A 25,758-nucleotide genomic window follows, 5' to 3' on the forward strand; every position below is an offset into this window, starting at 1 on the left:
CTCGCAGCGGAGCATCGCTCACTCAGGACGTTGTCCCTACTCTCTTTGATTTCTACATCTCTGCACCTTGGCTTCCCATGATGCTGGGTTCGACGTTTTTTGAAACGCAAGCACCGGGCGGGGGTTGTCTGATGCTGGTCCTCAGAGGGTATACCCCCGCGAGGTCGCGGAGTTCGAGACTGACATCCGACGCGAGCGTCACCGCGAAGGCATCGACGAGGCAAGGCGGCCGGTTTCAACAACTGCCGTAAACCGTCTGTAGACGCCGCTGCGGTGCGTTCTCTGCGGGATCAGGGACTCGGGGGCATCGAGATCGCCAAAATCCTCGGGATCGGCCGTGCGAGCGTTTATCGGGCGCTGAGCGGGTGGGCGCGAGCTCCACGCCGATTCAGCGAATTGGAAGGAGAGAAGTCCTAGGATTTTCTGCGTTTAATCATCCCGGATCGAGCCTAACAGGCGCTCATCCGACAAGCTGTCCCATCCACCAGCGGAATGTCCGCAACGGGTGGAAGCGAACGTTCTAGACGTGTCATCCGGTCCCGTTGAACCAGGGGTTTGGCTACAATGCGATGCTCCGCAGGCAAAATGGCCTATCAGCCCACCTTCATGGCGTGCCACGAACCTCGTCTCCTCGGCCCATTCACTTTCGAGGAGATACGCCTTCACGTTTGAAGACTCGGGGGCCTCGGCCGAACGTTTGCCGTCCTTTGCTATAGAGGGTCCAGGTCACCCGCTATTCCCTTCCGGCAAGGGTCGCGAATGGGCTCATGGAAGAGAAATCCCTAGCTTACCCGCTAACGAGCCAGCAAAACGCTTTGCAGCCGAACGCTTTCCAGGTCCTTTGAGCCAGTGCGCAAACGAGGTTCGTGCAAGCGTATCATTGGAAACTCCCAATGCAGCTGAAAGCTGGTGAAACCGGTCGTGAGACTCGACGCCATGGCTCAAATTCAGTTGCTCGTGAACCTGATCAGGCGACCGGTTGATTGCCTGGGCGAACGTGTTCGTCCGCGATATGATAGCTTCAATAAACTCGCTCTCCATTGTGTTCGCGAACGGCAGGAACACAAGTCGCTCTTCCAGTTCCCACGCTGCGGCAGCGGCACGCATGTCGCCATCAAGCACACCGAGAAATACGAAAGACGCGATGCCGTCGGGAAGACCCTGTAAAGCATTCCTGATGCCTCCCGCGCCGTTACTGACCACAATTTCAATGGAGGTGGAGACAGCGAATTCATATATCCCTAAGCATTCCTCAAGGACTGTCTTTGCGAGTTCGTCCTCAACGAAGAGAACAGAGGCTTTCTGAGGGCCAAGGCCAAGTCGCGACAGCACTCGCTGCTTCGACTCCGCCGTCACGGGTATGAGGGACTGACCACCCTGTGTTTTTATGGAGATTAGATTTCCTTGTGGGATATGCGATGCTATTTCGGCCGAATGGGTGGTGATAATCAATCCTAGTCGCCTCTTGACCGTCGCCGCGCAGATCATCCCAAAAGCCGCAGCGTGACTAGACGGCGGCAAGTACGCCTCAGGTTCCTCAATAAGGACTATTGAAAGTGGCTGCAAACGATTCATCGTCCATGCAAGGAAAAGAACTGACAGTTCCCCGCTTGCCATTGTTCGGCTATCGTACGTTGATGATGACGTCTCTACCTCAAAGAAGGGTGCTATAACGTCGTTCTCGGCTTCTATTTCGAAGACATTGACTCGAGAGAAGTCTTTCCGGCAGATCATCGAGACCAGTGCCCGGACCTCCTCATTTAGCTCCCCGCTGGCAGCTCCTTCTTTCGCCACCGACATGTCTTGGGACCAGAACAGCGCCTGGAGGTCAGAGGTCCTATCGCCCAGACCCACAATCTGGACTTCCGGGCCGTACCCTTCCCACTCATCTTCAAGATTAGCTAGGTCGAGATTTCGCTGGTAGTTCCCCCCGGGGAAGGTGACAGTTAGCTGGACCTGTGCGGTGCCCAAACGCGGTGCGGGTCGCGAGGGGGCAGTCTCGGGCAGCGAGGCGAGGGCGCTGTAAAATAGTTCCAGTACGGCTGTTTTGCCGACGCCTGTGCCGCCGCAAATTGCCAAGAAGCTAGCGTTGGGCTGGATGGCTGCGTCGACGAACCCCGGAAGGCTACTGAAAGCGAATGACTTGACGCAGGGAACTGTGCTGAGATTGCGAGTCTCAAGCGCCCTGCGCAGGTCATTTAGCTTGGCGAGCTTCACGGTGCATCTGCCAAGCGTTCACAAGATCAATTTCCAACCCAGCTCGTGCGGCGACATCGTCGATCGGAGAACGGAGATAGGCTGACAACGTCTGGACAACGCTCCATCGCCCTCGAGCAATCTCGAGCTGCCGAATGTTGGCAGGCGCAGACTCATACGCGGTGACATTCAGACAAAGATCACGCAGTATCACTGAGCTAACATCGTTGACTCGCGACGAGGCCCGGTCATTGAAAATGTTAACAGCTTCACGCACGACTGCTGTGTGGAAATGCTTCAGCATGACACTCGCTCCGTCTGGCGTGACATAGTCTAATTTCACCGCCTCACCTGAACGGTAGCTCTCAAAGACGTTAATGAGCCGATTGAAGAACGAACGATGTTCCTCGGACCCTGTCCATCGATTGTCTGTGATGAAAAACAGCCAAGAGAACAATGTTGCCTTATTGTGTTTCCAAGGCACTTCCTCTGTTGCGGCGTTCGCAAGCACACGGATCGCGGATGAAATTTGGTCAATGCTCTGACGAGAAAAACCACGACCGTCACGATAGCGCCGCTCCAGTGATGCAGCAGTGATTTTCGCTCGGAGACTTCCTTCCTCAAGTGTAACGGCAAGCCTCGCAAGAACATCGTCGTAGTTCATCCGCGCATTGGAAAAACCAAGCGTCTTCTTCGCGAAAGCACGCTCTAGGTCTTCCCCAAGACGGCGTATCTGGTTTCGTGGTTCACCGATAAGAGCGTTACGATGCTCCGCTGCGGTGAGAGCAGTCAGAGTATTGAGCCTAAAGAACAATTCTCCGGGCTCTTCTGGAAGGTACTCGCGCAGCCTAACTGTACCGATCGGGTATCTTCTGAAGCGGGAGCGCACCGCATCGGGCAAATTAGAATAAGTGAGATCATGCAAGGCTTCGATCTTCTCATCACGCGGCTCTATTCTACCGTCCACCGCAAATCGATCATCCATGAAATCCAGAATAGCTCTAAGTCGCTGCTGTCCATCCAGGACCTCTTCTCTGTCTAGATCGTCATTGACGACAATGTGAACGGCAGGAACATACCATTGTCTCAGTATTGTATCGATTAACTTCTTCTTCTTAGGCTCTGCCCACACCTGACCGCGTTGGAAGTCTGGTTGCAGATCAAGCTCGTTGTTCTTGACCTTCTCAGCAAGTGTCGAGATATCCATTGAAGACTGGTCGAGCCGCATCGTGACACCCATATTTCGGAACGGGGCCACTTGCAACGCGAAGCGGGATTCGAAGACTAAGGGAGAATTACCCGGCGCATTCAGAACCCGCTTCTGATGCACTGCCTCGTCGCCCTCGTCGTGCAAACCTGACAAACCTGAATCTCATGGAGTGAAACTTCGGGTTGCCTCCGCGAAGGCGAGGCTGAGGCGCAAGAGTTGCGGCTCTGAACGTCCGCAATGGGTCGAAAGCGGACACTCGAACGAACGCTAATTGATCTTGTCCGCCGCGGTAGGTGCGCGGCTCAGCTCGTTGATGCGCTCGAGGATCAGCAACCAAGTCTCCGCGCCGGTCGTATCCCCTTGTTGGCGAAACTCGCGCTGACGTTGCACGGCATGAGCAACTGCGCCGCTGCCCTTTTGGCGGATCAGCTCATTGGCGCAGGCCCAGAGTTCCCAATGGCTAATCGACACTCCTCGCGATCCTTTCCGGCGGGTCAATGCCGTGGCATGTCGTCGCATCGACGGCTCCGTCAGTAGCGCTTCCAACTCCTGCGTGTGGTTGCCCCCCTGAGGCTTCATCCCTGACTACTGCGCAGCCAACACTTGACGCTCATCGCGCCGGCACAGATGCCCCCGCATAGGGGTCCCACGGCTCAGCCGGCGGGGGCGGGGGACTTGGCTCTGGTGGAGGAGGAAGATCGTAAGCGACAGGTTCGCCAACCTCGACCGCACCTGAGAACGTGCCCTGAATACCCGCGGCGATGGCCGAGGCGCCGAACAGAATGAAGCTTCCCAGGATCATCCTGATCCCGCGACGAAGGTCCAGGTGCCCGGCGAGCATCATCAGACCGATGGAGGCGACAGCAATGGTGGCCACCGTCGTCGCAACAGTACCCAGAAGCACGCCTTGGACCCAAGACAGCGCTGCAACGACCGAGCTTGCGCCATTCGGGTCAGACAATGACGCGCTTTGCATTGCTGTCATTCCCGAAAGACGATTTCGGAGACAGCGCGGCGGCCGGCGACGCGGTTCAGCTGCACGAAGATGTCAACCGTGCTCTGGACATAATAGCGCACGTCCTCGCGCCCAAGCTGAGTACCCGACTGGAGCACCAGCAGCACGATCTGCTCAATGGCGCGCGCGGCGCTGTCGGCATGGACGGTGGTCATCGAGCCGGGATGCCCTGTGTTTATGGCACGAAGGAACGCGAACGCCTCCGGCCCCCGAAGCTCGCCGAGGATGATCCGGTCCGGCCGCATGCGCAGCGAAGCCGCGACGAGGTCATTGGCGCTGACCTGCGCCTCGCCCAGCGCGCTTCGAGCCGCGAGCAGCCCCACGACATTTTCGTGCCGGACTTGGAGTTCAGGCGTGTCCTCGATCAGGATCAGCCGCTCCTCGGCTGGGACTTCGCGAAGCAGCGCATTCAGTAAAGTGGTCTTGCCGGTCGACGTTCCGCCCGAAACGAGGATATTCTTCCGCGCTCGAACCGCCGCGGCCAGCATGCCCGCCACGTCCCCGGAGTCCCGTTGCGCGACAAGGGCGCGATCCCCATCGGAAGATCCAAAGCCCTCCTTGCGCGCCACGCCTTCAAAGGCTCCGGAGTCGAGATAATCCTGAAGCGAGAGATCCTGAGCGATGTGCTTTCGGATCGCCAAGGCGAGCGGTCCTCGGGTTGCTGGCGGAGCGACGATCTGCACTCGGGCGCCGTCCGGCAGGGTCGCCGACAGGAGCGGGTGCTCGCGGCTGATACCCTGGTGCGAGATGGCCGCAATCTGCCGGGCGAGTCGGGCCAAGGTCGCCTGGTCGAGCTCCGGCGCATCGTGCCGCTCAACCATGCCGGCCTGGGTTTCAGCCCATATCTCCCCCGGCCGATTGACATAGATGTCCGTGACGTCTGGCCGGGCAAGCACCCCCGCCAGCGGCGCAAGATAAGCGTGAAGATAGACGGGCCCGGACGATTCGGCCGCAGCGTTCATCTCGCGTTGACGCCGGTAAAATCGAGGTCGCGGGCGACGAAGATGCTGATGCTCGTGCCCTGGCGCACCGTGAGGGTCGGAGTCACCTGCCTCGGCTGGGCGCCTTGGCGCATCTGTCCCTGCACGGCTCCGGGCAACAGGATCACCGCCCCGCTCCCGGCCTCAGCCGCGGCGAGGTTGACGCCCACATCAAGCGCCGTCTGGAGGATGGCGTCGGCGAAACGCTCCCAGAAGTGGGTGTTGACCCGCGCCCGAATCCCGCCGCGGCCGAGCGGGTCGCCGGCAGGCGATCCGATCGCGATCGTCGCTCCGTCGGGTCGGATCAGTCGGAACCAGTTTACCAACGCTCTTTTCTGCCCCGGCTGAGCCTCCGAACGATACTCGCCGATCAGGCGGCTTCCGCGGGGGATCAGGATCTGGCTGCCGTCGAAGCCGCGAACGTCACGCGACACGATTGCGCGCGCGAGACCCGGCCGAGTGGAATCGAGCGCCGTTTCAAGCACCGCTGGAATCAACGTACCCTGCGGGACAGTGGTCGAACGGTTGGCGAGTGCCCCGGCACGGGCCCGCGGACCCGCCACCGTCGAGCCAGCGGATCCAGGAGGCGCAGCGACCTCGGCTTCTCCTCCCGCCTGACCCGTCGCCGGAGAGGTCCGGGGAGCGCCGGTGTCGAGGACCAGCGCCGGTCCGGCCGAAACGCGAGACGGCTGCGCCGACGGCTCGGCCTGCGGAGCGGTCGGCACCGGTTGAGGAACATAGACGGTCTGCACCGGTGCAGACGCGGGCGCAGCGGTTGGCGCCGGGTTTGGCTGTCGCAATGGCGATGGCGCCGCCGGCTGCGGGGGCGCCACGACCCGCGGCTCCGGCGGAATGAAGAGCGGCGGCGGAGGCGTCGCTGGGAGGGCGTCCGCCGCCCGCGGAACGACCGAAGGCGCGGTGGCCGCGCGCCGACGCGCATCAAGAATGCTGAACAGAAGCACGCCGGCGAGCAGCACCAAGGCGAGCAGCATCCACACCGGAATCCCACCTTTCGGAAGCGCGACGACTGGCCGGATATCCTCGATTGTCTCGACGGCAAGCGAGGCGCGCGGATCAGAGTTCGGCTTGCGCGCCATCAGGGTAGATCCTCCGGCATGATTCGATCGGCCCGAGCCACCCGCCGATCGATCCGGAAGACGAGCCGCGGCAGGACGCTGTCGATGACATAGAGACCCTCGCGCATGTAACCGTTGACAAGCGCTTCGCGGCCCTGGCCGTCGGGCGTATAGACAGCTGGAAGGGCGCGATCCTCCGGCCATTCGATATAGGTGCGAACACCGTCATCCCCAATCCGGCTCGGTCTCAGCGCCCGTGCGCCGCTGAGCCGATAGCGGGCTTCCGATAGGGCGGCGGGCTCAGCGTCGGCGGCTGCCTCCGGCGCCGGCGTCGGGTAGCGGAACCGGACCATGAAAGGCGGGCTGGAAGAGCCGCCATAGGCCGACGACAATTCGAACGCGTAGAGGCGTGCGTCCGTAGCGACGGTGAGGTTGGTGGAGACTCCGTCCTGGACCGGCTTCACGAACAGCAAATCGCCCCGTTGATTGGCGCTGACCTGCCAGGCGGCGCTGTCGCCCACCGCGACATTCTCGATCCGCTCGTCCGAACCGAACTGGAGTGTCACCTGGTAGCCTTGTGCCGCCTGGATCAGGATGACCCGATCGGGATCGTAGTCGACGATCTGGATGCGAGGATCTGTGCCGACGGGTTGCGGCTGCACCTGCGCCGCGATCGGTACCGCCGCGACAAGCAGGATCATGGCCGCAATGCTTCTCATTGCGCGGGCCCCTCGCGCACCGGGGCGGCCGGAGCGACGGACGCGCGGACCTGAGCCGGAACAGGCCCCGGCACGGCGGGCGCAGGGGCGGCAGCGACAATCGGATCGGCGGTCTCGACCGGCATCGCCTCCTGGTCGCGGCGATAGCGAAGCACCTGGAAACCGAGCGGATTGACGAACCGGTCCTCGAGCCGCATCGGCTCGCCCGAATAGCGGTAGCGGATCATTGCTACCCACGCCTGGGGCGGATGCGCCTGGCCGCCGAGGTCGCGGCGCTGCGTGTCGAAGCGGACCATCGCCACATTGCGCCCAAGCGACGAGACGCTCTTCACCCGGACATCGACGGTGGAGGAACGCGGGTAGCGAACCAGCGGGCTTTGCGGATTGGTCACCTGCATCCCGGCGACATAGGAAGAGCGCGCCGTCTCCGCGGACCAGAGGCCGACCTTGCGATAGTTGGACTGGAGCGAGGCGATGTCGAAGCCCTCGCGGGCGATGACATATTGGACGAGGAAGCTCTGGGTAAGGGCGGTGTCGCCGCTGACTCTCGCCGGATCGAGCGGCTCGAGCGCCTGGACGAAGCCGGTATGGCGATCAACCAGCAGTGTATAGGGCTCGACCGTCTTCAGCGGCAGAAGAACGATCAGGGCGATCGCCAGAAGCACCGCAACGAAGGTCGCCGCGGCGGCGATGATCCAGGCGACACGGCGTGACTGGCGGAGCGAGTCCTCGCGGTCCCGGCCCCAGCTTGCCGCCTCCCGATAATAAGCGTCGAGCGTTTCGCGTGAGGGCTTGTTCATGCGCCCCGGTCCCTGCGCGTGGCACTGGCGGAGATCCGGCCGCGGGTGCGCCGCCGCTGGCTCTGCCCGAGCGGCTGACGGGAGGACGGAGATACCGCTTCCCGCCCGGCACCGTGCGGTTCGGCGCGCCGGGAGGCCGATTCATAGCCGGTGCCGCCCGCCGCCATCGACTCGCGTCGCTGGGTCGCGGCCACTGCCTCGGAAACCGCGGCTGCCCGTGAGCGGTCAGCCGGCGCCGCCGAGCTTGCGTCCCTCGACACTGCTGCAAACTGCGGCTCCTGTCTGCGCATCGCCTCGACCAGACGCGCCGGAGCCGATCTCCAAGCGGCGGGGAGTCCGAAGCCGACGGTCAGTCGCCAGGCGGCAATCAAGGTGGCGAGGATGACGAGCGAGAAGACGAGGCTGACGACGAACAGCTCGGTCGGAGCTCCGGGAACGGAATAGCCGGCGCTTCGCCAGGCGATCAGCTCGGCGAGCCAAGGCTCGATCAAGGCGAGCTCGACCCCGAGTATGACAGATGTCCCGAGGGCGCCGAGCGCTGCCCCGGCAAGCACTCGGATCCAGCCTTCGAACAGGCCCCGCATCCCCTCGAACAGAAGGAAGGCGATGAAGAAGGGGCCGAGCGCGAGCATGAGCCCCGCAATCAGCCGCATCGCGGCGAGCGCGCCGACGGCACTGACAAGATAGAATATCCGCGCACCGCCGAGCGCGATCGGGTCGAAGGCGGAGCCGGACTGCTGCGGCTGGCCGGCGACCTGTGCTCCGGCCGCCGCCGCCGTCGGCCCAAAGCCGGTGCCGAGCTGGCCGAGCTGGACGAAGGCGCGGTCCGCATAGTCCAGGCGCTGGACCAACCCTCCCGCAGAGCCGGGCAAGGCGGCCGGTCGACCGACCTCCGCAGCAAGCTCGGCGGGACCCTTGAGCGCGACATCATAGATGAGTGTTCGATAGGCGGGCCAGCTGAACGCCAGTGCCAGAACGATCCCGACCTTGGCGGCGGCGAGCACCCCGTCACGAAGTCCGGGAGTTTCGCCGAGGAGCATTCGGTAGCCGAACAGGGCAACGAAAAGCGTGAGCAAGGCCGTCATCGCCAGCGACAGCGTCGACCCCGGCGCGCCGAGCGCCTGATAGGCGCCGGCACCAATCGCCTGTGCCTGGCAGTCGGCATAATCGAGCAGGCCGCTGGCGAAACCCGCGCCGGGATTGCCCTGGCAGGCCATAGCGATCATGCCACCTCCAGCAGGCGGGGGATCCAATCCGCCGGATCGTCGCCCTTTTCGGCGCGAATTTCGTCAAGCAGCCGCACCGTCCGCTCGCGTCCCGACAGAATGGTGAGGAGATCGCGCTCGCCAGAAAGGTCGAGCCGCGCGACGACGCTCTCGCCGCCATGTTTGACCAGGAAGCAGCGGGCATTGTCGGGAAGCGTCCGGACCAGCTCATATTCGTGTGGCGTGAGGCCGAAGCCCTCGACATAGTCGGAGGCGCGCGCCTTGGGATTGGCCATGAAAATTTGGGTCGCGGCCTGCTCGATGATGGCGCTCGCGATCCGGCTTTCGAGCGCATCCTGGGCGCTCTGGGTGGCAAAGCCGACGATGCCGTTGCGCTTTCGGATCGTCTTCTCCCAATCCTTGATCCGGCGGACGAACACTTCGTCGTCGAGCGCCTTCCACCCTTCGTCGACGACGATGATCGCCGGCGATCCGTCGAGCCGCTCCTCGACCCGGTGGAACAGGTACATCATCGCCGGCGTGCGAAGTGCCGGCGCATCAAGGGTCTGGGTCATGTCGAACCCGACCGCCTCGGCGGAAAGGTCGGTTCGGTCCTCCCCATTGTCGAACAGCCAGGCGCGCTCGCCCTCGCCCCACCAGGGGCGGAGCCGCGCCCAGAGATCCGCGGCGTGCGGGCGGTGCCCGCCTCGGAACAGCTCGACGAGATGACGAAGTCGGCGGTGGCGCCTGGGCTGCTGGAAGCTGGCGTCGACCGCGTCCTTGATCCGGGCGACCTCGTCGATGTCGGCGCCCCCGGCGAGGATGGCGAGCCAGTCGATCAGGAATTCGCGGTTGGCGGCCGTGTCGGGCAGTTGAAGCGGGTTCAACCCGGAGGCCGAGCCGGCCCGCAACTGATCGTAGCGGCCGCCGATCGCCCGGATGAACAGCTCGGCGCCGCGATCCTTGTCGAAAAAGATGATTCTCGGCCGGTATTTGCGGGCCTGGGCAAGCAGGAAGTTGAGAACGACCGTCTTGCCCGATCCCGACGGGCCGATGATCGTGAAATTGCCGAGATCGCCCTGATGGAAGTTGAAATGATAGGGTCCCGCGGCGGTGGTCTCCAGCAAAGTGACCGCCTCGCCCCAATGATTGCCCTCCGCCTGTCCTTGCGGAAAATTGTGACCGCTGGCGAGGCTCGCAAAATTGCTCGTCGACACCAAACCGCGCCGCGCAATATATTTGAAATTTCCGGGAAACTGCGCCCAGAAGGCGGGCTCGAGTGCGATCTCCTCGCGCACCGAGATGATTCCGAGATCGGCGAGCGTCGCCTGCGCCTCGGCCACACCTTCGTCGACTTCGGCCGGCGTATCGGCGCGAATGGCGATGGTCATGTGATGCTCGCCGAAGCCGGCGCGACCAGCCGCGACATCGTCCTTGGCGGTCGCAAGATCGGCGCGAAGGCTGACCGCCTCGTCCTCGGCCGAACGCATCCGCCGAAGCGCCAGGTTCATCCGCGACAAGGCCGTCTGCCGATCGACGAAGGCGAAGCTTTGCGACACGACGAGCTCGAACGGGAGGCGAAGCAGCTCGTCGAGCATTCCAGGGGCGGTCTGTCCGGGATAGTCCTTGATCGAGACGAGGCCGAGGAAGGAACGCGGCGCCGGCCCCGTCGGACCGAGCTCGACCGTCTCCTGTCCGAAGCTGATCCGGCGATAGGGCAGGTAGGTGCCGAGATCCTGGGTCGGCAGAAGCACTGGCCGAAGCTCGGCATTGAAGAGGGTCGACAGGAATTCGAGCGGCTCGGAACAGGGCCCTTGGCGCGTACGATAGACGCCGAGAAGGCGCGGCGAGTAATTGCCCAAGGCGGCGATGAGGGCGTCGCGTGCGGCGTCGAGCTGGCGCAGATCCTGAGCGACGGCGGCTTCCCCTTCTGCCGCCGACCTGCCGAGAAAGGCCCGAAGCCGCTCCAGACCGCCGATGCGGCCCTGCAAGGGCCTGCGCACCAGGGTGAGGAAGAGGTCATTGACGTAGAGCTGCTTGGTCGCGAGTCGCCTCCGCCATGCCGCATCGAGGCGGCGCGAGAAGTCGTCAGAAAAGTCGGCGGACAGTTCGGCGTCGATCCGCCGCCTGACGATGTGGTGATAGACGGCGAAGCGCGGCGATCCGATCGCCTGAAGCATCGCGTCGCGAAGCCGCTTGCGATAGTTGATCTCGTCACTGTCGGCGGTCTCGAACAGGAAGCCGCGCAGGTGGATCACCTGCATCAGCATGCCGTCGCGAGTCGCGATCGTATGATCGTCGACATGGCGGGCATAGGGCAGATGATGCCCGGCCGGCCGCTCGCGTGCGATCGTCTTCGGATCGCGGGTCAGGGCCGGTAGGAGTTGCACCGCCAGATCGCATGGTTGCGCACCCGCGGGCAGCGGCCGACGCGGGTAAGCCAAAGGTCGAAGAATCGCGGCTCGCGAAGGCAGAGCAGGACGCCGGCAAAATGAACCAGGAGCGCCGCCGCCAGAACCCAGGCCGACCGAAAGATCAGGAAGCCTTCGGTGGCAAGAACGAGATTGGCGATGAAATAGCTGTAGGTGACTCCGGCGAACATTTGTGGGCGGGTCAAGGCCACGAAAAGGGGATCACGCTCGAGCCCGTTCACTTCTTACTGGCCGAATGTCGCAGTGGACTGGATACCAGCAACGATGCTCGCCGCACCGAAGAGGATGAAGCAGCCGAGGATTACCGTCGCGCCGTAGCGCCAGTTGATCCGTCCGGTGAGCATCAATAGGCCGACGGCGGCTACAGCAATTACCGCCACCACGGTGGCGATGGTGCCAAGCAGAGTCCCCTCGAGCCAGCGCACCGCGGCAACGATTACTCCGGAACCCTGAGGATCCGCGAGCGCCACATCCGCCGCGGCCCCACCCGACCAGAGGAGAAGGGCAAATGTGCCAACCGCAATTCTGGTGAATTTCATGTTCGGCACGCCTCCCCCACAACAGCGATTCGCCATCAGGAAGATAGTGTCGCCTATTGACTGTCTTGCCAAGCCCTTAAGCTGAATGAATGCCCTCTCGCCCCGATACCGTAGCTATACGGCATCGATCGGCAAAATAGACTGATTCTGTTGGATTAACATGTGCGGGATTGCGGTGGAGAAGTTGCGCGTTCTAGACCCTGCTTGCCAGGCTGAAAACCTAGAGTTACGAATAGCGACTCGAAGCACCTGTAGATTTCGAGTCAAGCCGAAGATTTATTCGGAAGCATGATGTGTCTGCGTACAAGCCGGATGGCTGAACTACGGCCTACATCCGGTAGCCATGGTATTTTGTCTTCGGGGGGCAAGTAATGAATCGCAAGGCCGCTTACCTGCTCGGGGCCTCGGCTGGAGCACTGGTGCTGAGCGGGACCAGTCTCGCCAGCGAGACTCAGACCTATACCTATGACGCGCTCGGGCGGCTGGTGTCGGTGCAATATTCGGGCACGGTGAATAACGGGCAGGCGCATTCCCTGTGTTACGATCCGGCTGGCAACCGCACGCTGTACAAGTCGAACTCAACCGGAGCACTGGCGACCTGCGGCGGTGGCGGCGGCACTCCGCCTCCACCGCCACCACCAGGCAACCAGCCGCCGGTGGCAAATCCCGATTCACTGACCTCGCCCAAGTGCGTTCAGCGGTCGGTGAACGTTATCTCGAACGACACCGACCCGGAGGGGCACTATCCGCTTGCTCTGACAGCCGTGAACGAATCTTGGGTGTGGGTCGAAAGCAGCACCAATGTCGGCATGCAAACCCCCGACGCGAATGGCACCTACGTCATCACCTACACGGTGCAGGATACTTTGGGTGCGACGGCGAACGGCACACTGACCGTCACCGTGAGCGGGACTCAGCAATGCTACTGAGGGCAATGAGACGGGCGCATCAGGACCGAAGGCCGCTGTCCGGGATGATGGCGCTTGGTGGCCAATTCGGAGGAGCGCTTTTCAGACAATCGAACCAGCATGTCGGGGGCATAAGCATGCGCTTCAAAACCTTCGTTGTGAGTATCCTCTTGGTCATTGCCGCGGCTTCGGCGGGAACCGCAAACTCGCAGGTGATCAAGCCCTTGGATGTGGAGCGCGATCCGAACGGAGTCGACCTGCTTTCCGGGCAGGTGGCGACTCGCCTGCCGGTGCTCTCGGTTCCCGGATCGGGCAATCTGCGCTTCCAGATGCTCAGCGAGCTGGTGCCGTTTCTCAGCGGCATGCTGATTCCCAACACCTTCGGCGAGGCGACTTACGACGTCAATGTCGGCGCGACCTCCGAGCATTTCGATTGCGACGAGCAGGGCGACTGCCGCCCGAAGAGGCGCGGGGGCGCGGTGATGATCCCACAGCCCTGGTCCCACCAGTTCGAATATTATGAGGGCGGCACTGGCAAGCTGATCTTCTTCAGCCTTCAGAACGGGCCACAGGGAACGATCACGTCGGGCCAGGGCTTCAGCTTCTATCCCTCTTACATTCGCTATCCCAATGGCGAGCAGCTAAGCTTCGCCTACCAGGCGTTCACCACCAGCACTGGCCAAGTGTGGCGGCGGCCGGTCACGGTAACAAGCAACCTCGGCTATACGCTTACGATCGCCTATAAGGGGGATACCTATGGTCAGCCCGGTTGGTCGGAGGTGGCCCAGGCGACGATCTACCGCACGGCCGACATGGCGACACCGCTCGCCCGGCTCACTTATTCCGGCAACACCATCACCGATCTCGCAGGCCGGGTGTGGACCTGCAACTGGTGCCAGAACGCGCTGGCGACGCCCTCGACGACGACCACCACCTCTCTTCGGCTGCCTGGGGAGTCGGTGGACACCTTCCAAGCTCAGAGTTCGTCCTGCCCCTATGGGGGGACGCCACGAATCTCCAGCGTCACGACCGACGGAGTAACGTACAGCTACAATTTCGTGCCGACCTCGACCACCTGCCAATATGTCCAGCAGGTGCAGATCACGGCGCCGCTCGGCTTCTCCCGAACTGTCAACATCCAGTCGGGATACAATGTCCGGCCGCGAATCACCTCGATCAGCGGCTCCGGCGGAACGACCCAGTACCAGTACGACAATGACGTGCGGGTGACCCGCATCACCCATCCGGAAGGCAATGCCGAGGCGGTGGTCTACGACATGCTCGGCAACATCATTGAGCGGCGGCGCATCGCCAAACCCGGCAGCGGCCTGCCCGATCTGGTTGAAACCGCTGGCTTCACCGGCAGCGGCTATCTCTGCTCGCAACCGACCTGCTTCCTGCCTGTCTGGACCCGCGACGCCAGAGGCAACCAAACCGACTATACCTGGAGCTCGAGCCATGGCGGCCTGCTGACCAGGCTCGAGCCGGTCGACAATAACGGCCAGCGGCGCAAGACGATCAACGAATATTCAGGCGGCCGCCTGGTCCGCGAGCGCGTCTGCCTGACCAATTCGGCCGGCGTCGAGCTCACCTGCGGCACCGCTGCCGAGCAGGTCCGCGAGATCACCTATTGGGGCAGCACGTTCCTGCCACTGACGGAGACGCTCACCGACGGGGCGGGCAGCCAGGCGCTGACCACGACCTACAGTTACGACGCCGCCGGGCGCGTGCTTTCTGTCGATGGTCCGCTCCCCGGCACCGACGACGCTACCTATCATCGCTACGACATCGCCGGGCGCCGAACCTGGGAAATCGGGCCGCTCGGCACCAACGGGGTAAGGAGCACGCGGCGTATCACTTACCGCGGCGACGACCAGGTGCAGTTCGTTGAAGAAGGTACGTTGCCGGATCCCAACAGCACCAATCTGACGGTCCTCACACGCACCGATTACACCCATGACGGCCGACGGCTTGTCACTCGGGAGGCGGTCTCCGCCGGCGGCACGACCTACACTTTGCTTCAGCGCTCCTACGATGCCCGCAACCGAGTGGAGTGCGAGGCACGGCGGATGAACCCGGCGGCCTTCGCCTCGCTGCCCTCGAGCGCCTGCAGCTTGGGCACCCAGGGAAGCCACGGGCCGGATCGCATCACGTTCAATGTCTACGATGCGGAAAGCCGGGTCACGCAGGTGCAACGCGCCTACGGCACGAACCTTCAGCAGAATTACGCGAGCTACAGCTACAGCGGAAACGGTCAGCGCACGAGCGTCACCGACGCCAACGGCAACCGGGCGGACCTACGCTATGACGGGCACGATCGGCAAGTGCGTTGGGTGTTCCCGCACCCGACCAGCACCGGCGCGGTCAACGAAGGCGATTACGAGGCCTATGGCTACGACGCCAACGGCAACCGGACGAGCCTGAGGAAGCGCGACGGCTCGACGCTGACATTCCAGTACGACAATCTCAACCGGATGATCGTCAAGGTGGTGCCGGAACGCTCCGGCCTATCCTCCACCCACACGCGCGACGTCTATTACGGCTATGACATCGGCAATCGTCAGCTCTACGCCCGATTCGACGGCCATGGAGGCGAAGGCGTCACGAACAGCTACGACAGCCTTGGCCGACCACTGAACGCAACGCTGACGATGGACGGCGTGGCGAGGACGATCTCCTACCAGCATGATCCGGGTGGTCGCCGCACGCGCATCACCCACCCAGATGGAGGGAATGCCTACTTCAACTACTACTATGACGCCGCAAGTCGGCTGACTGCGGTCCGCGAATGGGATAACGATACCTTGGCAGCGATTGGCTACCAAACACACGGTGGCCGTGCTTCGCTGACTCGATTCGGCTACAGCTCGAACCAGTCCAACTACGGCTACGACGCGATATTGCGGCCCGACAGCTTCAACCACGATCTCGCCGGCACCGGCTACGACCACAGTATCTGGATGGCCTTCAATCCAGCATCACAGATCTACCAACGTCAGAACTCGAACGATGTCTATGCCTGGACCGGGCACGCGAATGTCGACCGCGCCTACACGATCAATGGCCTCAATCAATATACCGCGGCCGGCCCGGCGTCGTTCACCTACGATCCGAACGGCAACCTGACTTCGGACGGCTCGACGACGTTCACCTACGACGTCGAGAACCGGCTGGTCGTGGCGAGCGGGGCGCGCAACGCGACTCTGCGTTACGATCCGCTGGGGCGGCTCTACGAGGTTAGCGGCAACTCTGGTACAACCCGCTTCCTCTATGACGGCGATGCGCTTGTGCTGGAGTATGGCAGCGGCGGTAACGTCCTGCGCCGGTACGTCCACGGCTCCGGTGTCGACGAACCGCTGGTCTCGTACGAAGGTGGGATCCGCCGCTATCATCTGGCGGACCATCAAGGCTCGATCATCGCACTCACCGGCGACAGTGGGAACATCCTCGCGATTAACAGCTATGACGAATATGGCATCCCCGGCGCCAACAATCAGGGGCGGTTCCAGTATACCGGCCAGGCATGGATCCCCGAGCTCGGCATGTATCACTACAAAGCGAGGGTCTATTCGCCGACGCTTGGGCGGTTCCTGCAAACGGATCCGATTGGGTACGATGATCAGATCAATCTGTACGCTTATGTGGCGAATGATCCAATCAACCACACTGATCCAGACGGCCTTGAGTCCGCGCATTTCGCGAATGGTCGGGTACCGGAGATGGGGCAGCCGAACACCGAGAATTTCATGCGGGGCATGTTCTCCTATCCACGGGATCTGTATGCTGAGGCTCGGCACGCGGTTCGGCAGAGTGGCGCAGTCGGCAGGGAGGCTCAGAATCGGGCGTTACTCCTCAATCGCATGGCCGAGCGTGGTTTGCATTGGATGAATCAGAACCCAGGACGAACTTGGGAGCACGCCAGGAATTTCCTATCTAACAACAAAGCTTTCATAGCTGGAAGGTTTGTTGCAGGTGGAGTCGTCGGCTCGCGCACTGGGCCAATGGCGGGAGGTGCTCTTACCGTAGCTGCCTTAACCGGCGGAGCCATGAGAGCATTAGAGGGTCTGGGAAGAGCGCTTGAGTCGAATCGCATCAGCCCTGATACACTCTCTGATCGCACCCTTGGGGCCGTCTACATGGCGGGGGCGATGGGAGCGCAAGTCGGTTTTGATGCGCGTACCGGAAACATAACCGCAACGACAAAAGTGCCGGAAACTGGGTCAAGGATTGACCGAAATGTGACGAGAGTAATTTGCAACGTTCGAACAACTTGTGGGGAGTAGCGTGCGACGCAAAGCCAAAAAAGCAAGCAATTGGTTAAGAAACCTGGCTATCACACTCATCATTTTGCCGCCGATCATGCTACCTTTCTTGGTTTACCCGGTTTTCTACAACCCCCGGCTCGTGTTGGAGGGATGGGACGTATATCTGGTGTTCTTTGGCATCCCGTGGATTACGTCGATCGTGATACTCACATATCTAAGGCGAACCCGGACAAACGATGAGTGAAGCGATTGCTAGGAGGAAGAATCAAATTAGGGGATTTCCGCGACATGGCGTCCTCGAGGTAGGCCCATCCTCCTGCTGATACGAAGTTGGTGTTGCAACCGCTTCAAGGATCACGGTGCCAGTTGACCAAATATGCGACTCCTCTGCTGGCGGAATGGCTCGACTGCCTCAGCTTGTGCTTCCAGGCCATATTCATCACGTGAAGCAGCGCGGCGCCGGTAGCAGACCTTCTTTCAAGACGGCGACTATGAACTCTTCCGCGATCTGCTGAGCGAGGCGGCCGCCAAGGGCGCGCCGAGATCCGCTGCAACTTCTGGATTGCCGCCCTCGAGGCGAGAACCGGCGAATTCAGGGAAACGATAGTTGATTCCTCAGCGCCTTCGGCCACCCTCCCGGCTCGCGCCGCCTGGATGTGCGGCCGGTATGCTCCTCCACCGCTTCTTATGGAGACCTCCTCGCCGAGCGAACGGTCGATGCGGATGCGTAACTCCTCGTCCCTGCTTCGACTTCGCCCGGATCTCCAGCTTAGGCGAAGCATCGCGCGCGGCTATTCTGCGTATTCGTCTGCATAGACCTGAATGCGTTAGATACGGTGAATAAACAGTTTTTCATCCAAGCAAAGCAACGGCATTTACGCACGGGCTTAGTTTATTCGCCAAGAGAATGCAGATGTCTTGAACGAAATAGTCTTCGATGTTACGCCTTGCGAATCAACAAGCATAGACGGGTTTCAGTAGACTGGTTCTATGTGCAAGTTGACATCGGGACCGTTCGGCCTAGGAGACTGCAAGATGACAGTTGTCGCAAGGTAGTGTGTCTTTGTATTCGAGGGGGATAGGCTTGATGAAGCGGATAATCGGGACAGCTGCGGCCGTATTGGGCGTGGCGGCAGCGGCGACGGCTGCGGCCTGGGCCACTGAGACCATCACCTACACCTACGACGCCCGCGGCCGGCTGGTGAAGGTGGAGCGAACTGGAACGGTCAACAACAACGTCAAGGCCGAGTACAAGTATGACAAGGCCGACAACCGAACGAACGTTACGGTAACTTCGCCCAACCCGTCGCCATAGGTCAAGCGAGGGGCAACCGCCTCAGGCGCGCTGCACAGTCATAACGTTCCAGTCCATCACTCAAAATCGGGGGTTCACGATGAAGACGTCCGCATTGCGGGCGGGCGCGCTCGGCTGCGCCCTGCTTGCCACCACCTTTCTCACCGCGCCCGCTTTCGCTCAGACCGCACCCCCGCCCCGCTTCAACCAGGTCGACGAGAATGGCGTGGATCTCGTCACAGGGGACTTCTTCTTCTCGCTGGTGGAAGGATCGATCGGCTCGGGCGAAGGCGCGGTGAGCCTGGTGCGGCACTGGGCCGGCCCACGAGGTTGGACCGACAACTGGAGCGGCGCGCTCTACCGCCGCAACTCGCAGATGGTGGTCGAGTTCGGATCCTATTCGGACACCTTCACCATCTCCGGCTCGAGTTACACATCGACGAAGGCGGACGGTGCCACGTTGGTGAGCCTGGGCGGCGGTGCTCTCCGCTATACCGCGGCCGACGGCACCCGGATCGACTTCGCCACTCATCTCGAGGATCCGTTTTCGTTCGAGACTTATCCGGTGAGCGGACCGCAGTGCCAACTCGCCGATGCCGGCACCTGCGCCATTCCGCTCTCGATGCGTCGTCCGAACGGAATGACGTTCACTATCAACTGGGACCTAGTTGGACGCTGCAACCAGTATGACTGGCAATTCAACTGCATCGAAGGCTATACCTTCTTCCGCTTTGACGGTGTCATCAGCAGCGGGAACTACAGCTTCACGGTCAACTATCTCACCGATGATCCCGGCAACTTCTCGGTTCCGCAGAGCAACTGGTACAAGAAGACTTCGGTTCAGTTCACCAATCTGGCCGGGGCGCCATCCCCCCTGCCGACCGTAACCTATTCCGAAGTCTCCTCAACCGTGCTCGATGTGACTGACACGGGCGGACGAACCTGGCGGTTGACCAACGGCTCGGCGGGTCGGTTGACGGGAATCCGTAGGCCCGGCGCTTCGTCGGACACGACGACCGTCAGCTACGGCACCGGCGGCGTTTCGTCCGTGGCCAGAGATGGCGCCACGACGAGCTATTCCCGGAGCGATAACGCCTCGACTCGCACCACGACCATCACCAATGCCCTGAGCCAGCAGACCGTGGTGGTTTCTAACCTCACCACTGGCCGACCCACCGCGGTCACCGATCCCCTGAATCGCACAACCAGCTTCCAATATGACAGCAACGGTCGTCTCACCCGGACAACTTGGCCCGAGGGCAACTATACCCAGCTCACCTACGACGCGCGCGGCAACGTCACAGAGACCCGCAACGTGGCGAAGTCAGGAACCGGTTTGCCGGACATCGTCGCAACCGCGAGCTTCGACTCGTCGTGCAGCAATATCATCACCTGCAACCGGCCGAACAGCACGACCGATCCGCGCGGGAACATCACAAACTATACCTATGACAGCAGCCATGGCGGCGTACTGACCGTGACCGCACCGGCGGCAACAGCCAATGCGACGCGTCCGCAAACGCGCTACACCTACAACCAGGTAACGGCGGTAAGCGGTCAGCCTGTCTGGCTCCCGACCGCTATTTCCGCCTGCCAGACTCAATCAAGCTGCTCGGACCTAGCGGACGAGGTGAAAACCACGATCAGCTACGCCAACAACAGCAATCTGCTTCCGACCAGCGTCTCGAACGGCAACGGCAACGGCACGCTGACCGCGACGAACGCAATGACTTACGACGCCGTCGGCAACCTCCTTACTGTCGACGGGCCGCTCGCCGGTATCGCGGACACGACCCGCTACCGATACAATTCGGCTCGGCAGGTCATCGGTGTCATTGGAGCTGATCCCGACGCGCTGCCCGGGCAACCGAACGGGCCCCTCAAGCATCGCGCCCAGCGGCGCACCTACACCAACGGGCTTCTCACCAGGATCGAGCGAGGCACTGTCAACAGCCAGTCCGACGCCGACTGGAATAACTTCGCCAGCCTCGAAGAGGTGCAGACCGAATATGATGCCAACGCGCGCCCCTTCGTTCAGCGGCTGGTGTCCGGCGGTGCTACCCACGCCCTCATGCAGACGAGCTATGACGCGCTCGGCCGAGTGCAATGCGTGGCGCAGCGGATGAACCCGAGCGAGTTTGCGACGAGCTCATTGCCTTCCAGCGCCTGCACGGTCGACACACAAGGCAGCTTCGGCCCGGATCGGATCACCCACGCGAGCTACACCTCCGCGGGGCAAGTGAGTGTGGTGCAGACCGGCTACGGCACGGCAGCGCAAGCCAGTGAAGTAGCAACGACCTACACTGCTAACGGACAGGTGGAGACCGTCACCGATGGCGAGAACAACCGAACGACCTACGTCTACGACGGTCACGATCGCCTGAGCCAGACCCGCTTCCCCAACCCGGCACAAGGCGCCGGCAGCAGCAATGCGGGTGACTATGAGCAGCTCAGCTACGATGCGGCGGGAAATGTCACATCTCGACGGCTTCGTGACGGGCAGGTCATCGGCTACACGTACGACGCGCTCAACCGTCTCACCTCCAAGGACGTGCCGAATGTCGCGCTATGGGATTTCGACGCAAGCTATACCTATGACCTGCTCGGCAGACTGACGTCAGCGGTGGACACGAACACCCATGCGGTCCGGTTCACGTACGATGCTCTGGGTCGCGTGCTGAGCGAAGGTAGTGACCATTATGGGGCCAAGACCTTCCAGTATGATCTTGCCGGACGGCGGACGCGGCTCACCTGGCGAGACGGGTTCTACGTGACCTACGATTATCTTCTAACGGGTGAAGTGAGCCACATCCGGGAGAACGGAGCCGCCTCGGGTGTAGGCGTTCTCGCCGCGTATACCTACGACAACTTGGGACTTCGCACCAATCTTACTCGCGGCAATGGAACATTCACCGCCTACGGCTATGATCCGGTAAGCCGCCTCAATGCGTTTTCGCATGATCTGGCCGGCACCAGCAATGACATAGCCTTCTCGCTGTCATACAATCCGGCAAACCAGATCACGATCAACAGCCGGTCGAACGATGCTTATGCTTGGACGGGGCACTACGAGGTCAACCGCAACTACACGGCGAACGGGCTGAACCAGTATACGGCATCGGGCAATATATCGCCTACCTATGATGGTCGCGGCAATCTCACCTCCGCCGGCACTACGATCTATGGCTACACGGCCGAGAACCGCCTCGCGACGGGAGCGGGCTCAGGCTTGGCCTACGACCCACTCGGCCGACTCTACTACCGCAGCAGCGTGAATGCCTGGGAGGACTATGCGGGACACATGCTGGTCGCGGAGATCTATCACCCCACCAACACTATCACCCGCCGCTATGTCCCCGGCCCAAACATCGACGAGCCGATCGTCTGGTACGAGGGCGCGGGCACGAGCGACCGGCGCTGGTTCCATGCAGACGAGCGCGGCAGCATCATCGCGGTTAGCGACAACTCGGGGAACCTGATTGGGGGAGCGCCCAACCGCTACGACGAATATGGCGTGCCCCAGACACCGCTGACCGGCAGGTTCGGCTATACGGGGCAGCTCTGGCTGCCTGAGATCGGGCTCTATTATTACCGGGCGCGCATGTACTCTCCGACACTAGGCAGGTTCATGCAGACGGATCCGATCGAATACGGTGACGGCATGAACCTCTATGCTTATGTACGGAACGATCCACTGAACTTCACTGATCCATCTGGACTCACCGGATGCGATGCGGACGCCTGCCTAACTGGGAGCCGGCGCCGTGCGGATGGGCCGGGCGGGGGAGCCTTTTCAACCCATGGGGGCATCCCTACTCCTCAGGGGCAGGGCGGCTATGGTGATGAACAAGTGATACTCGTCGAAGGAAGGGTCCGAAGAAGAAGGAACCCCAACCCTAGCGGCAGCGGAAGCAACGGGTCAAGAGAGGGGCGGCAGAACGATCCCTGTGCGGCTCCCGGCCCCCGGAATGTCTTGAATAGAGCTATTCGGGAGGCGGAAGCGAGGCGCGCCAGCGATGTTAGAAGGATAAATAACGCTATCCGTCAGTTCGGAACTAGAGAGGCATACCCAATCGTGATGGGTATTCAGGCTCAAACGAGGAACTGGTTTATATCGAGGGTTCGTGATAACGGAGTGTGGGATTTCAAGAACCAGCCAGGCACTCTAGGCAATCGGGACTTTGGCAACTTTGCATTCGGAGCAACGGCTGGAGCGCTGGGTTATGGCGATTTTGCACACATAGGTGCTGATCTCTATTCCCTTGGGAGAAACGGCACCTTCGAGGACCAGGATGCCCGTATCGATGATGGTCAAGCTTATTACAATAATAATTGCCACGGACGGTGACTATGAGAGCGATGCTAGCAGTTCTGGCGTTTGTCGCGCTATCTGGATGCGAAAAACGAGATGATCCGACCAGAATCATTGTGTCACCGGAGGGAGATTATCGTGTCTCGCTGTTCGGCAGCGACTTGGGCGCATGTTGTTCATCAACTATATCAGCTCGGCTGACCTCTAGCGACAGAGGGTTTGGTGAACTGGACGAGGAATTGTTTGAGGTACGTGGAGCAAGCGATGTTAAACTCTCATGGCGGAAGCCGTACGAGATAGAAATCCGCGTCTGCAACGCCAGCAGAGTGTCATATCGGTCTGACTTCCCGAGTGCTGACTTCACGAAGCACATCCACGTCAATCTGGTTAACATCTTACCAGAACGCTCGGGGGGGCGGGTAATTTGCCCCGAGATGAGCACGAGATAGATAGCAAGCACCAGTTGCGCGATTGCTGCGCCAGTTCTTAGGGAGCTACTGTGCCAGTTTACTTATCCATTTGAACTCGCTACGCTCGCGAAATGGTTCGCCAGCGTCGGCACATGCTTCCGGGCTATGCCACCCACGTGACGCAACGCGGCAACGGCCGGCAGCAGACCTTCTATGAAATCGTCGACTATGATCTCTACCGCGATCTGCTGAGCGAGGCGGCCGCTAAAGGTCGGGGCCACGTTGTCGTAGGAACCTTTCCTCCCACCGATCAGTGCTTCTGGCACTGCAATAAGCGTGGGGATCGCCTGCATTTGTTCCCACATCGCTCCGCACCCGCATCGCGGCCCGTCAAGGAAGAAGCCCTAGGATCTGACGCCGATCTTGACCCGGATGGTGCCGAACAGTCGGCCTCCGAAATGGTGTTCCCATCCACCCCCAGTGCACACAAAGGGGAATGCAGGGGCGGCGCTCTCCTGCGCACTAACACCGATTGAAGCCGGAACCGGTCCGGTGGAAAGGCCGCCGCATCATGGCGAAGACTGTTCACCACTATCACCAGTGGGGCCCGTCACCGGGAGGGAAGCTTCTAAAGATGCTGTTGCTGGGGGGGGTGGCGCGCTGTTCATACTGGGTAAGCTGCTGGAGTTCGCCATCACGTTCGCGGTTGTGCTCGGTGCGGCTGCCCTGGTGGGCGCTATTGCGTGGATCGTCTTGAAGAGCGTGCTCGCGATTTTCGAAGCGATTGGATTGACCCTGCTTCGACCCCGCAAGGTTGATAGCGGTTCGGCGCTCCGCATTACATGGGAGTGACGGACCAAGAACTCGCGGCAAGATTATCGCCACTGGCGCGGGCGGTGGACGATCCGGCGCTCAGCCATCCAACGCGAGCCGAGGCGGAGAAGGTCTTGCGCAACCTGAAAGCGCTGCAACGGATGCGTCAGCACCGCGCTAATTGATCTTGTCCGCCGCGGTCGGTGCGCGGCTCAGTTCGTTGATGCGCTCGAGGATGAGCAGCCAGGTCTCCGCGCCGACCGTGTCTCCTTGCTGGCGAAGCTCGCGCTGACGCTGCACCGCATGAGCAACCGCGCCGCTGCCCTTTTGGCGGATCAGCTCATTGGCGCAGGCCCAGAGCTCCCACTTCGAGACGGGGTCACCTCGGCCCGTCGCGATCCAACAGCAGGTCTGACCGCAGGTGCTGTCCGCGGACGATGGCCTTTTCTAAAGCAGCTCGGAGTTCCTGAATGTCAGCTTCCTCCACGGTCTTGTGCGCCTGAACCTCAGAACTGGAGGTCATGAGGAACAGTCGGTGCACCGCCGAAGGTTGGCTACCACGATATAGCAGGAAGGCTATGCCGCCGAGGATGCCTGAACCGATCAGCACCTCTATCGTACTTGAAACGTCTCGTGCGTTCGCGATACCTAGCATCAGGAGCAACACCGCCGCTGAGCCCACAAACAGCCATGCAATCGAGGCGGGTCTGTGCTCAGTCCGAACCTCAACCGAGTTTATTTGATTGATAGCAAACGCCTTTGCTCCGAAGCGCGCGAAATGCTCGTCCACTCGGACTCCGCCCTTGTCATACAGCAACGCCTAACCCTTTTCCTCGGCAGAAGAACTAACACTTATGGCTGCCCCAATAGCGAGGCCAGCGCAAAGCATACCCACTCGCGACCATCGCGCATGAAAGGTCCGTCCCGTCAGCACGAATGCACCAAGCGGCCGTCCTCGAGCCTCCTCCCGAACCATCCGACCTACAACGCATCGGGGCGCCTCGAACTAGGACGTGTCCTTGAGGACTGCGCCCTATCGGCTGGCCTACGAGGCGCACCAGGTGGTCTCGGGCTTGTGCTGCGGTGGCTTGGGGGCACGGCTGGTTCAGACGGCAACTTCCATCAGCTTCGCGCGCTGCGATACCGGCAAGCCTGATCCTCGGGCCTTCGGCGCACCAGATTGGCCCATCACCGTCCCAGACGCGGGTAGGTGTGCAAGTGAATGTCTCGCCAGCGGCGACCACCTGGAGCGCGAGTAGCAGGTGCATTGAGGAAGTCTATTTCGGAAAAGGAGATGCCCGCAACGGTGAACACGGCTTCCAAAGCTGTTGCCGCAGCAGCATCGGTCGTTGCCGGTGACGTTACAGCTTACGCAGCAGTGCCAAGGGTGGGAATCTGCCCCGTGAAAGACACAAATCGCTCCGCGCCTGCTGCACGGCCGGTCAAGCAGGAAGTCTTAGGACGCCTGCACCAGACTGACCCGGATACTGCCAATCAGGCGCGGTCGTGGAGGTGCGTGCCATCCACTGGCAGGCCGGACGGCGCTTTGTTGACCAATTTTCGTTACAGTAATAGCCATACGCG

21 protein-coding genes are annotated in these 25,758 nt (G+C 61.5%); 6 read left to right on the plus strand and 15 right to left on the minus strand.

Annotated elements, in window-relative coordinates; genetic code table 11:
• Positions 1-273 precede the first annotated feature (273 nt).
• The gene (locus tag ACRYLT_RS02830; RefSeq protein WP_482662597.1) at positions 274-417 is read left to right on the plus strand and encodes a helix-turn-helix domain-containing protein; all 144 of its coding nucleotides are present in this window, start codon (positions 274-276) and stop codon (positions 415-417) included.
• Between the two features lie 348 nt (positions 418-765).
• Here the strand turns inward: ACRYLT_RS02830 and ACRYLT_RS02835 are convergent, their stop codons facing one another.
• The 12 genes from ACRYLT_RS02835 to ACRYLT_RS02890 all read right to left on the minus strand — a co-directional run bounded on the left by ACRYLT_RS02835 (position 766) and on the right by ACRYLT_RS02890 (position 12,172).
• Positions 766-2,217, minus strand: a complete 1,452-nt coding sequence (locus ACRYLT_RS02835; RefSeq protein WP_482662598.1) for an OLD family protein — start codon at positions 2,215-2,217, stop codon at positions 766-768.
• Entirely contained in the window at positions 2,195-3,424 is a 1,230-nt protein-coding gene (locus ACRYLT_RS02840; RefSeq protein WP_482662599.1) for a GmrSD restriction endonuclease domain-containing protein, read from the minus strand. The genes ACRYLT_RS02835 and ACRYLT_RS02840 overlap by 23 nt, the downstream gene beginning before the upstream one ends.
• A 249-nt stretch (positions 3,425-3,673) precedes the next feature.
• Positions 3,674-3,985 (minus strand): hypothetical protein, encoded by a 312-nt coding sequence (locus ACRYLT_RS02845; RefSeq protein WP_482662600.1) that lies wholly within the window; start codon positions 3,983-3,985, stop codon positions 3,674-3,676.
• 31 nt (positions 3,986-4,016) lie between these two features.
• Positions 4,017-4,391 carry a TrbC/VirB2 family protein gene (locus tag ACRYLT_RS02850; protein ID WP_482662601.1) on the minus strand — a complete coding sequence of 125 codons (375 nt, stop codon included), beginning with the start codon at positions 4,389-4,391 and terminating at the stop codon, positions 4,017-4,019.
• On the minus strand, positions 4,388-5,383 hold the full coding sequence (gene virB11, locus ACRYLT_RS02855; RefSeq protein WP_482662602.1) for a P-type DNA transfer ATPase VirB11: 996 nt from the start codon (positions 5,381-5,383) through the stop codon (positions 4,388-4,390). The genes ACRYLT_RS02850 and virB11 overlap by 4 nt, the downstream gene beginning before the upstream one ends.
• Entirely contained in the window at positions 5,380-6,498 is a 1,119-nt protein-coding gene (locus ACRYLT_RS02860; protein ID WP_482662603.1) for a TrbI/VirB10 family protein, read from the minus strand. The genes virB11 and ACRYLT_RS02860 overlap by 4 nt, the downstream gene beginning before the upstream one ends.
• Positions 6,498-7,196, minus strand: a complete 699-nt coding sequence (locus ACRYLT_RS02865; RefSeq protein ID WP_482662604.1) for a TrbG/VirB9 family P-type conjugative transfer protein — start codon at positions 7,194-7,196, stop codon at positions 6,498-6,500. The genes ACRYLT_RS02860 and ACRYLT_RS02865 overlap by 1 nt, the downstream gene beginning before the upstream one ends.
• Positions 7,193-7,996: a VirB8 family type IV secretion system protein gene (locus ACRYLT_RS02870; RefSeq protein WP_482662605.1), complete on the minus strand. Its 804-nt coding sequence runs from the start codon at positions 7,994-7,996 to the stop codon at positions 7,193-7,195. The genes ACRYLT_RS02865 and ACRYLT_RS02870 overlap by 4 nt, the downstream gene beginning before the upstream one ends.
• The gene (locus ACRYLT_RS02875; protein ID WP_482662606.1) at positions 7,993-9,222 is read right to left on the minus strand and encodes a TrbL/VirB6 family protein; all 1,230 of its coding nucleotides are present in this window, start codon (positions 9,220-9,222) and stop codon (positions 7,993-7,995) included. Before ACRYLT_RS02875 ends, ACRYLT_RS02870 begins: the two co-directional genes overlap by 4 nt.
• Entirely contained in the window at positions 9,219-11,591 is a 2,373-nt protein-coding gene (locus ACRYLT_RS02880; protein ID WP_482662607.1) for a VirB4 family type IV secretion/conjugal transfer ATPase, read from the minus strand. Before ACRYLT_RS02880 ends, ACRYLT_RS02875 begins: the two co-directional genes overlap by 4 nt.
• Positions 11,570-11,854 (minus strand): VirB3 family type IV secretion system protein, encoded by a 285-nt coding sequence (locus tag ACRYLT_RS02885; RefSeq protein ID WP_482662608.1) that lies wholly within the window; start codon positions 11,852-11,854, stop codon positions 11,570-11,572. The genes ACRYLT_RS02880 and ACRYLT_RS02885 overlap by 22 nt, the downstream gene beginning before the upstream one ends.
• 3 nt (positions 11,855-11,857) lie before the next feature.
• Positions 11,858-12,172 carry a TrbC/VirB2 family protein gene (locus tag ACRYLT_RS02890; protein ID WP_482662609.1) on the minus strand — a complete coding sequence of 105 codons (315 nt, stop codon included), beginning with the start codon at positions 12,170-12,172 and terminating at the stop codon, positions 11,858-11,860.
• 371 nt (positions 12,173-12,543) lie between these two features.
• Here ACRYLT_RS02890 and ACRYLT_RS02895 point away from each other — a divergent pair, with 371 nt between their 5' ends.
• The 5 genes from ACRYLT_RS02895 to ACRYLT_RS02915 all read left to right on the plus strand — a co-directional run bounded on the left by ACRYLT_RS02895 (position 12,544) and on the right by ACRYLT_RS02915 (position 23,897).
• Complete coding sequence (locus ACRYLT_RS02895; RefSeq protein WP_482662610.1) at positions 12,544-13,101, plus strand: Ig-like domain-containing protein; 558 nt, start codon at positions 12,544-12,546, stop codon at positions 13,099-13,101.
• Between the two features lie 116 nt (positions 13,102-13,217).
• Positions 13,218-17,363, plus strand: coding sequence for an RHS repeat domain-containing protein (locus tag ACRYLT_RS02900; protein ID WP_482662611.1), 4,146 nt, complete (start codon positions 13,218-13,220; stop codon positions 17,361-17,363).
• A 1,069-nt stretch (positions 17,364-18,432) separates the two neighbouring features.
• Positions 18,433-18,660 (plus strand): hypothetical protein, encoded by a 228-nt coding sequence (locus ACRYLT_RS02905; protein WP_482662612.1) that lies wholly within the window; start codon positions 18,433-18,435, stop codon positions 18,658-18,660.
• A gap of 79 nt (positions 18,661-18,739) precedes the next feature.
• Complete coding sequence (locus ACRYLT_RS02910) at positions 18,740-22,987, plus strand: RHS repeat-associated core domain-containing protein (RefSeq protein WP_482662613.1); 4,248 nt, start codon at positions 18,740-18,742, stop codon at positions 22,985-22,987.
• 526 nt (positions 22,988-23,513) lie between these two features.
• On the plus strand, positions 23,514-23,897 hold the full coding sequence (locus ACRYLT_RS02915; RefSeq protein WP_482662614.1) for a hypothetical protein: 384 nt from the start codon (positions 23,514-23,516) through the stop codon (positions 23,895-23,897).
• A gap of 454 nt (positions 23,898-24,351) precedes the next feature.
• On the opposite strand, the gene ACRYLT_RS02920 is transcribed toward ACRYLT_RS02915, so the two are convergent.
• The 3 genes from ACRYLT_RS02920 to ACRYLT_RS02930 form a co-directional block, all read right to left on the minus strand.
• Positions 24,352-24,474 carry a hypothetical protein gene (locus tag ACRYLT_RS02920; protein ID WP_482662615.1) on the minus strand — a complete coding sequence of 41 codons (123 nt, stop codon included), beginning with the start codon at positions 24,472-24,474 and terminating at the stop codon, positions 24,352-24,354.
• Between the two features lie 79 nt (positions 24,475-24,553).
• A complete protein-coding gene (locus ACRYLT_RS02925) occupies positions 24,554-24,964 on the minus strand; it encodes a DUF6232 family protein (RefSeq protein WP_482662616.1) in 411 nt (136 codons plus the stop codon).
• 55 nt (positions 24,965-25,019) lie between these two features.
• On the minus strand, positions 25,020-25,442 hold the full coding sequence (locus ACRYLT_RS02930; protein WP_482662617.1) for a thermonuclease family protein: 423 nt from the start codon (positions 25,440-25,442) through the stop codon (positions 25,020-25,022).
• Positions 25,443-25,758 lie beyond the last annotated feature (316 nt).

The organism is Sphingosinicella sp. SM1-17 (assembly GCF_056821765.1).

Bases quoted from the DNA above. Each gene is read 5' to 3' on its own strand.
- ACRYLT_RS02915 (WP_482662614.1), top strand. From the start codon at position 23,514: ATGCTTCCGGGCTATGCCACCCACGTGACGCAACGCGGCAACGGCCGG.
- ACRYLT_RS02910 (WP_482662613.1), top strand. From the start codon at position 18,740: ATGAAGACGTCCGCATTGCGGGCGGGCGCGCTCGGCTGCGCCCTGCTT.
- ACRYLT_RS02850 (WP_482662601.1), bottom strand. From the start codon at position 4,391: ATGACAGCAATGCAAAGCGCGTCATTGTCTGACCCGAATGGCGCAAGC.
- virB11 (WP_482662602.1), bottom strand. From the start codon at position 5,383: ATGAACGCTGCGGCCGAATCGTCCGGGCCCGTCTATCTTCACGCTTAT.
- ACRYLT_RS02840 (WP_482662599.1), bottom strand. From the start codon at position 3,424: ATGCGGCTCGACCAGTCTTCAATGGATATCTCGACACTTGCTGAGAAG.
- ACRYLT_RS02900 (WP_482662611.1), top strand. From the start codon at position 13,218: ATGCGCTTCAAAACCTTCGTTGTGAGTATCCTCTTGGTCATTGCCGCG.
- ACRYLT_RS02890 (WP_482662609.1), bottom strand. From the start codon at position 12,172: ATGAAATTCACCAGAATTGCGGTTGGCACATTTGCCCTTCTCCTCTGG.
- ACRYLT_RS02905 (WP_482662612.1), top strand. From the start codon at position 18,433: ATGAAGCGGATAATCGGGACAGCTGCGGCCGTATTGGGCGTGGCGGCA.
- ACRYLT_RS02865 (WP_482662604.1), bottom strand. From the start codon at position 7,196: ATGAGAAGCATTGCGGCCATGATCCTGCTTGTCGCGGCGGTACCGATC.
- ACRYLT_RS02875 (WP_482662606.1), bottom strand. From the start codon at position 9,222: ATGATCGCTATGGCCTGCCAGGGCAATCCCGGCGCGGGTTTCGCCAGC.
- ACRYLT_RS02895 (WP_482662610.1), top strand. From the start codon at position 12,544: ATGAATCGCAAGGCCGCTTACCTGCTCGGGGCCTCGGCTGGAGCACTG.
- ACRYLT_RS02930 (WP_482662617.1), bottom strand. From the start codon at position 25,442: ATGCACCTGCTACTCGCGCTCCAGGTGGTCGCCGCTGGCGAGACATTC.
- ACRYLT_RS02870 (WP_482662605.1), bottom strand. From the start codon at position 7,996: ATGAACAAGCCCTCACGCGAAACGCTCGACGCTTATTATCGGGAGGCG.
- ACRYLT_RS02845 (WP_482662600.1), bottom strand. From the start codon at position 3,985: ATGAAGCCTCAGGGGGGCAACCACACGCAGGAGTTGGAAGCGCTACTG.
- ACRYLT_RS02860 (WP_482662603.1), bottom strand. From the start codon at position 6,498: ATGGCGCGCAAGCCGAACTCTGATCCGCGCGCCTCGCTTGCCGTCGAG.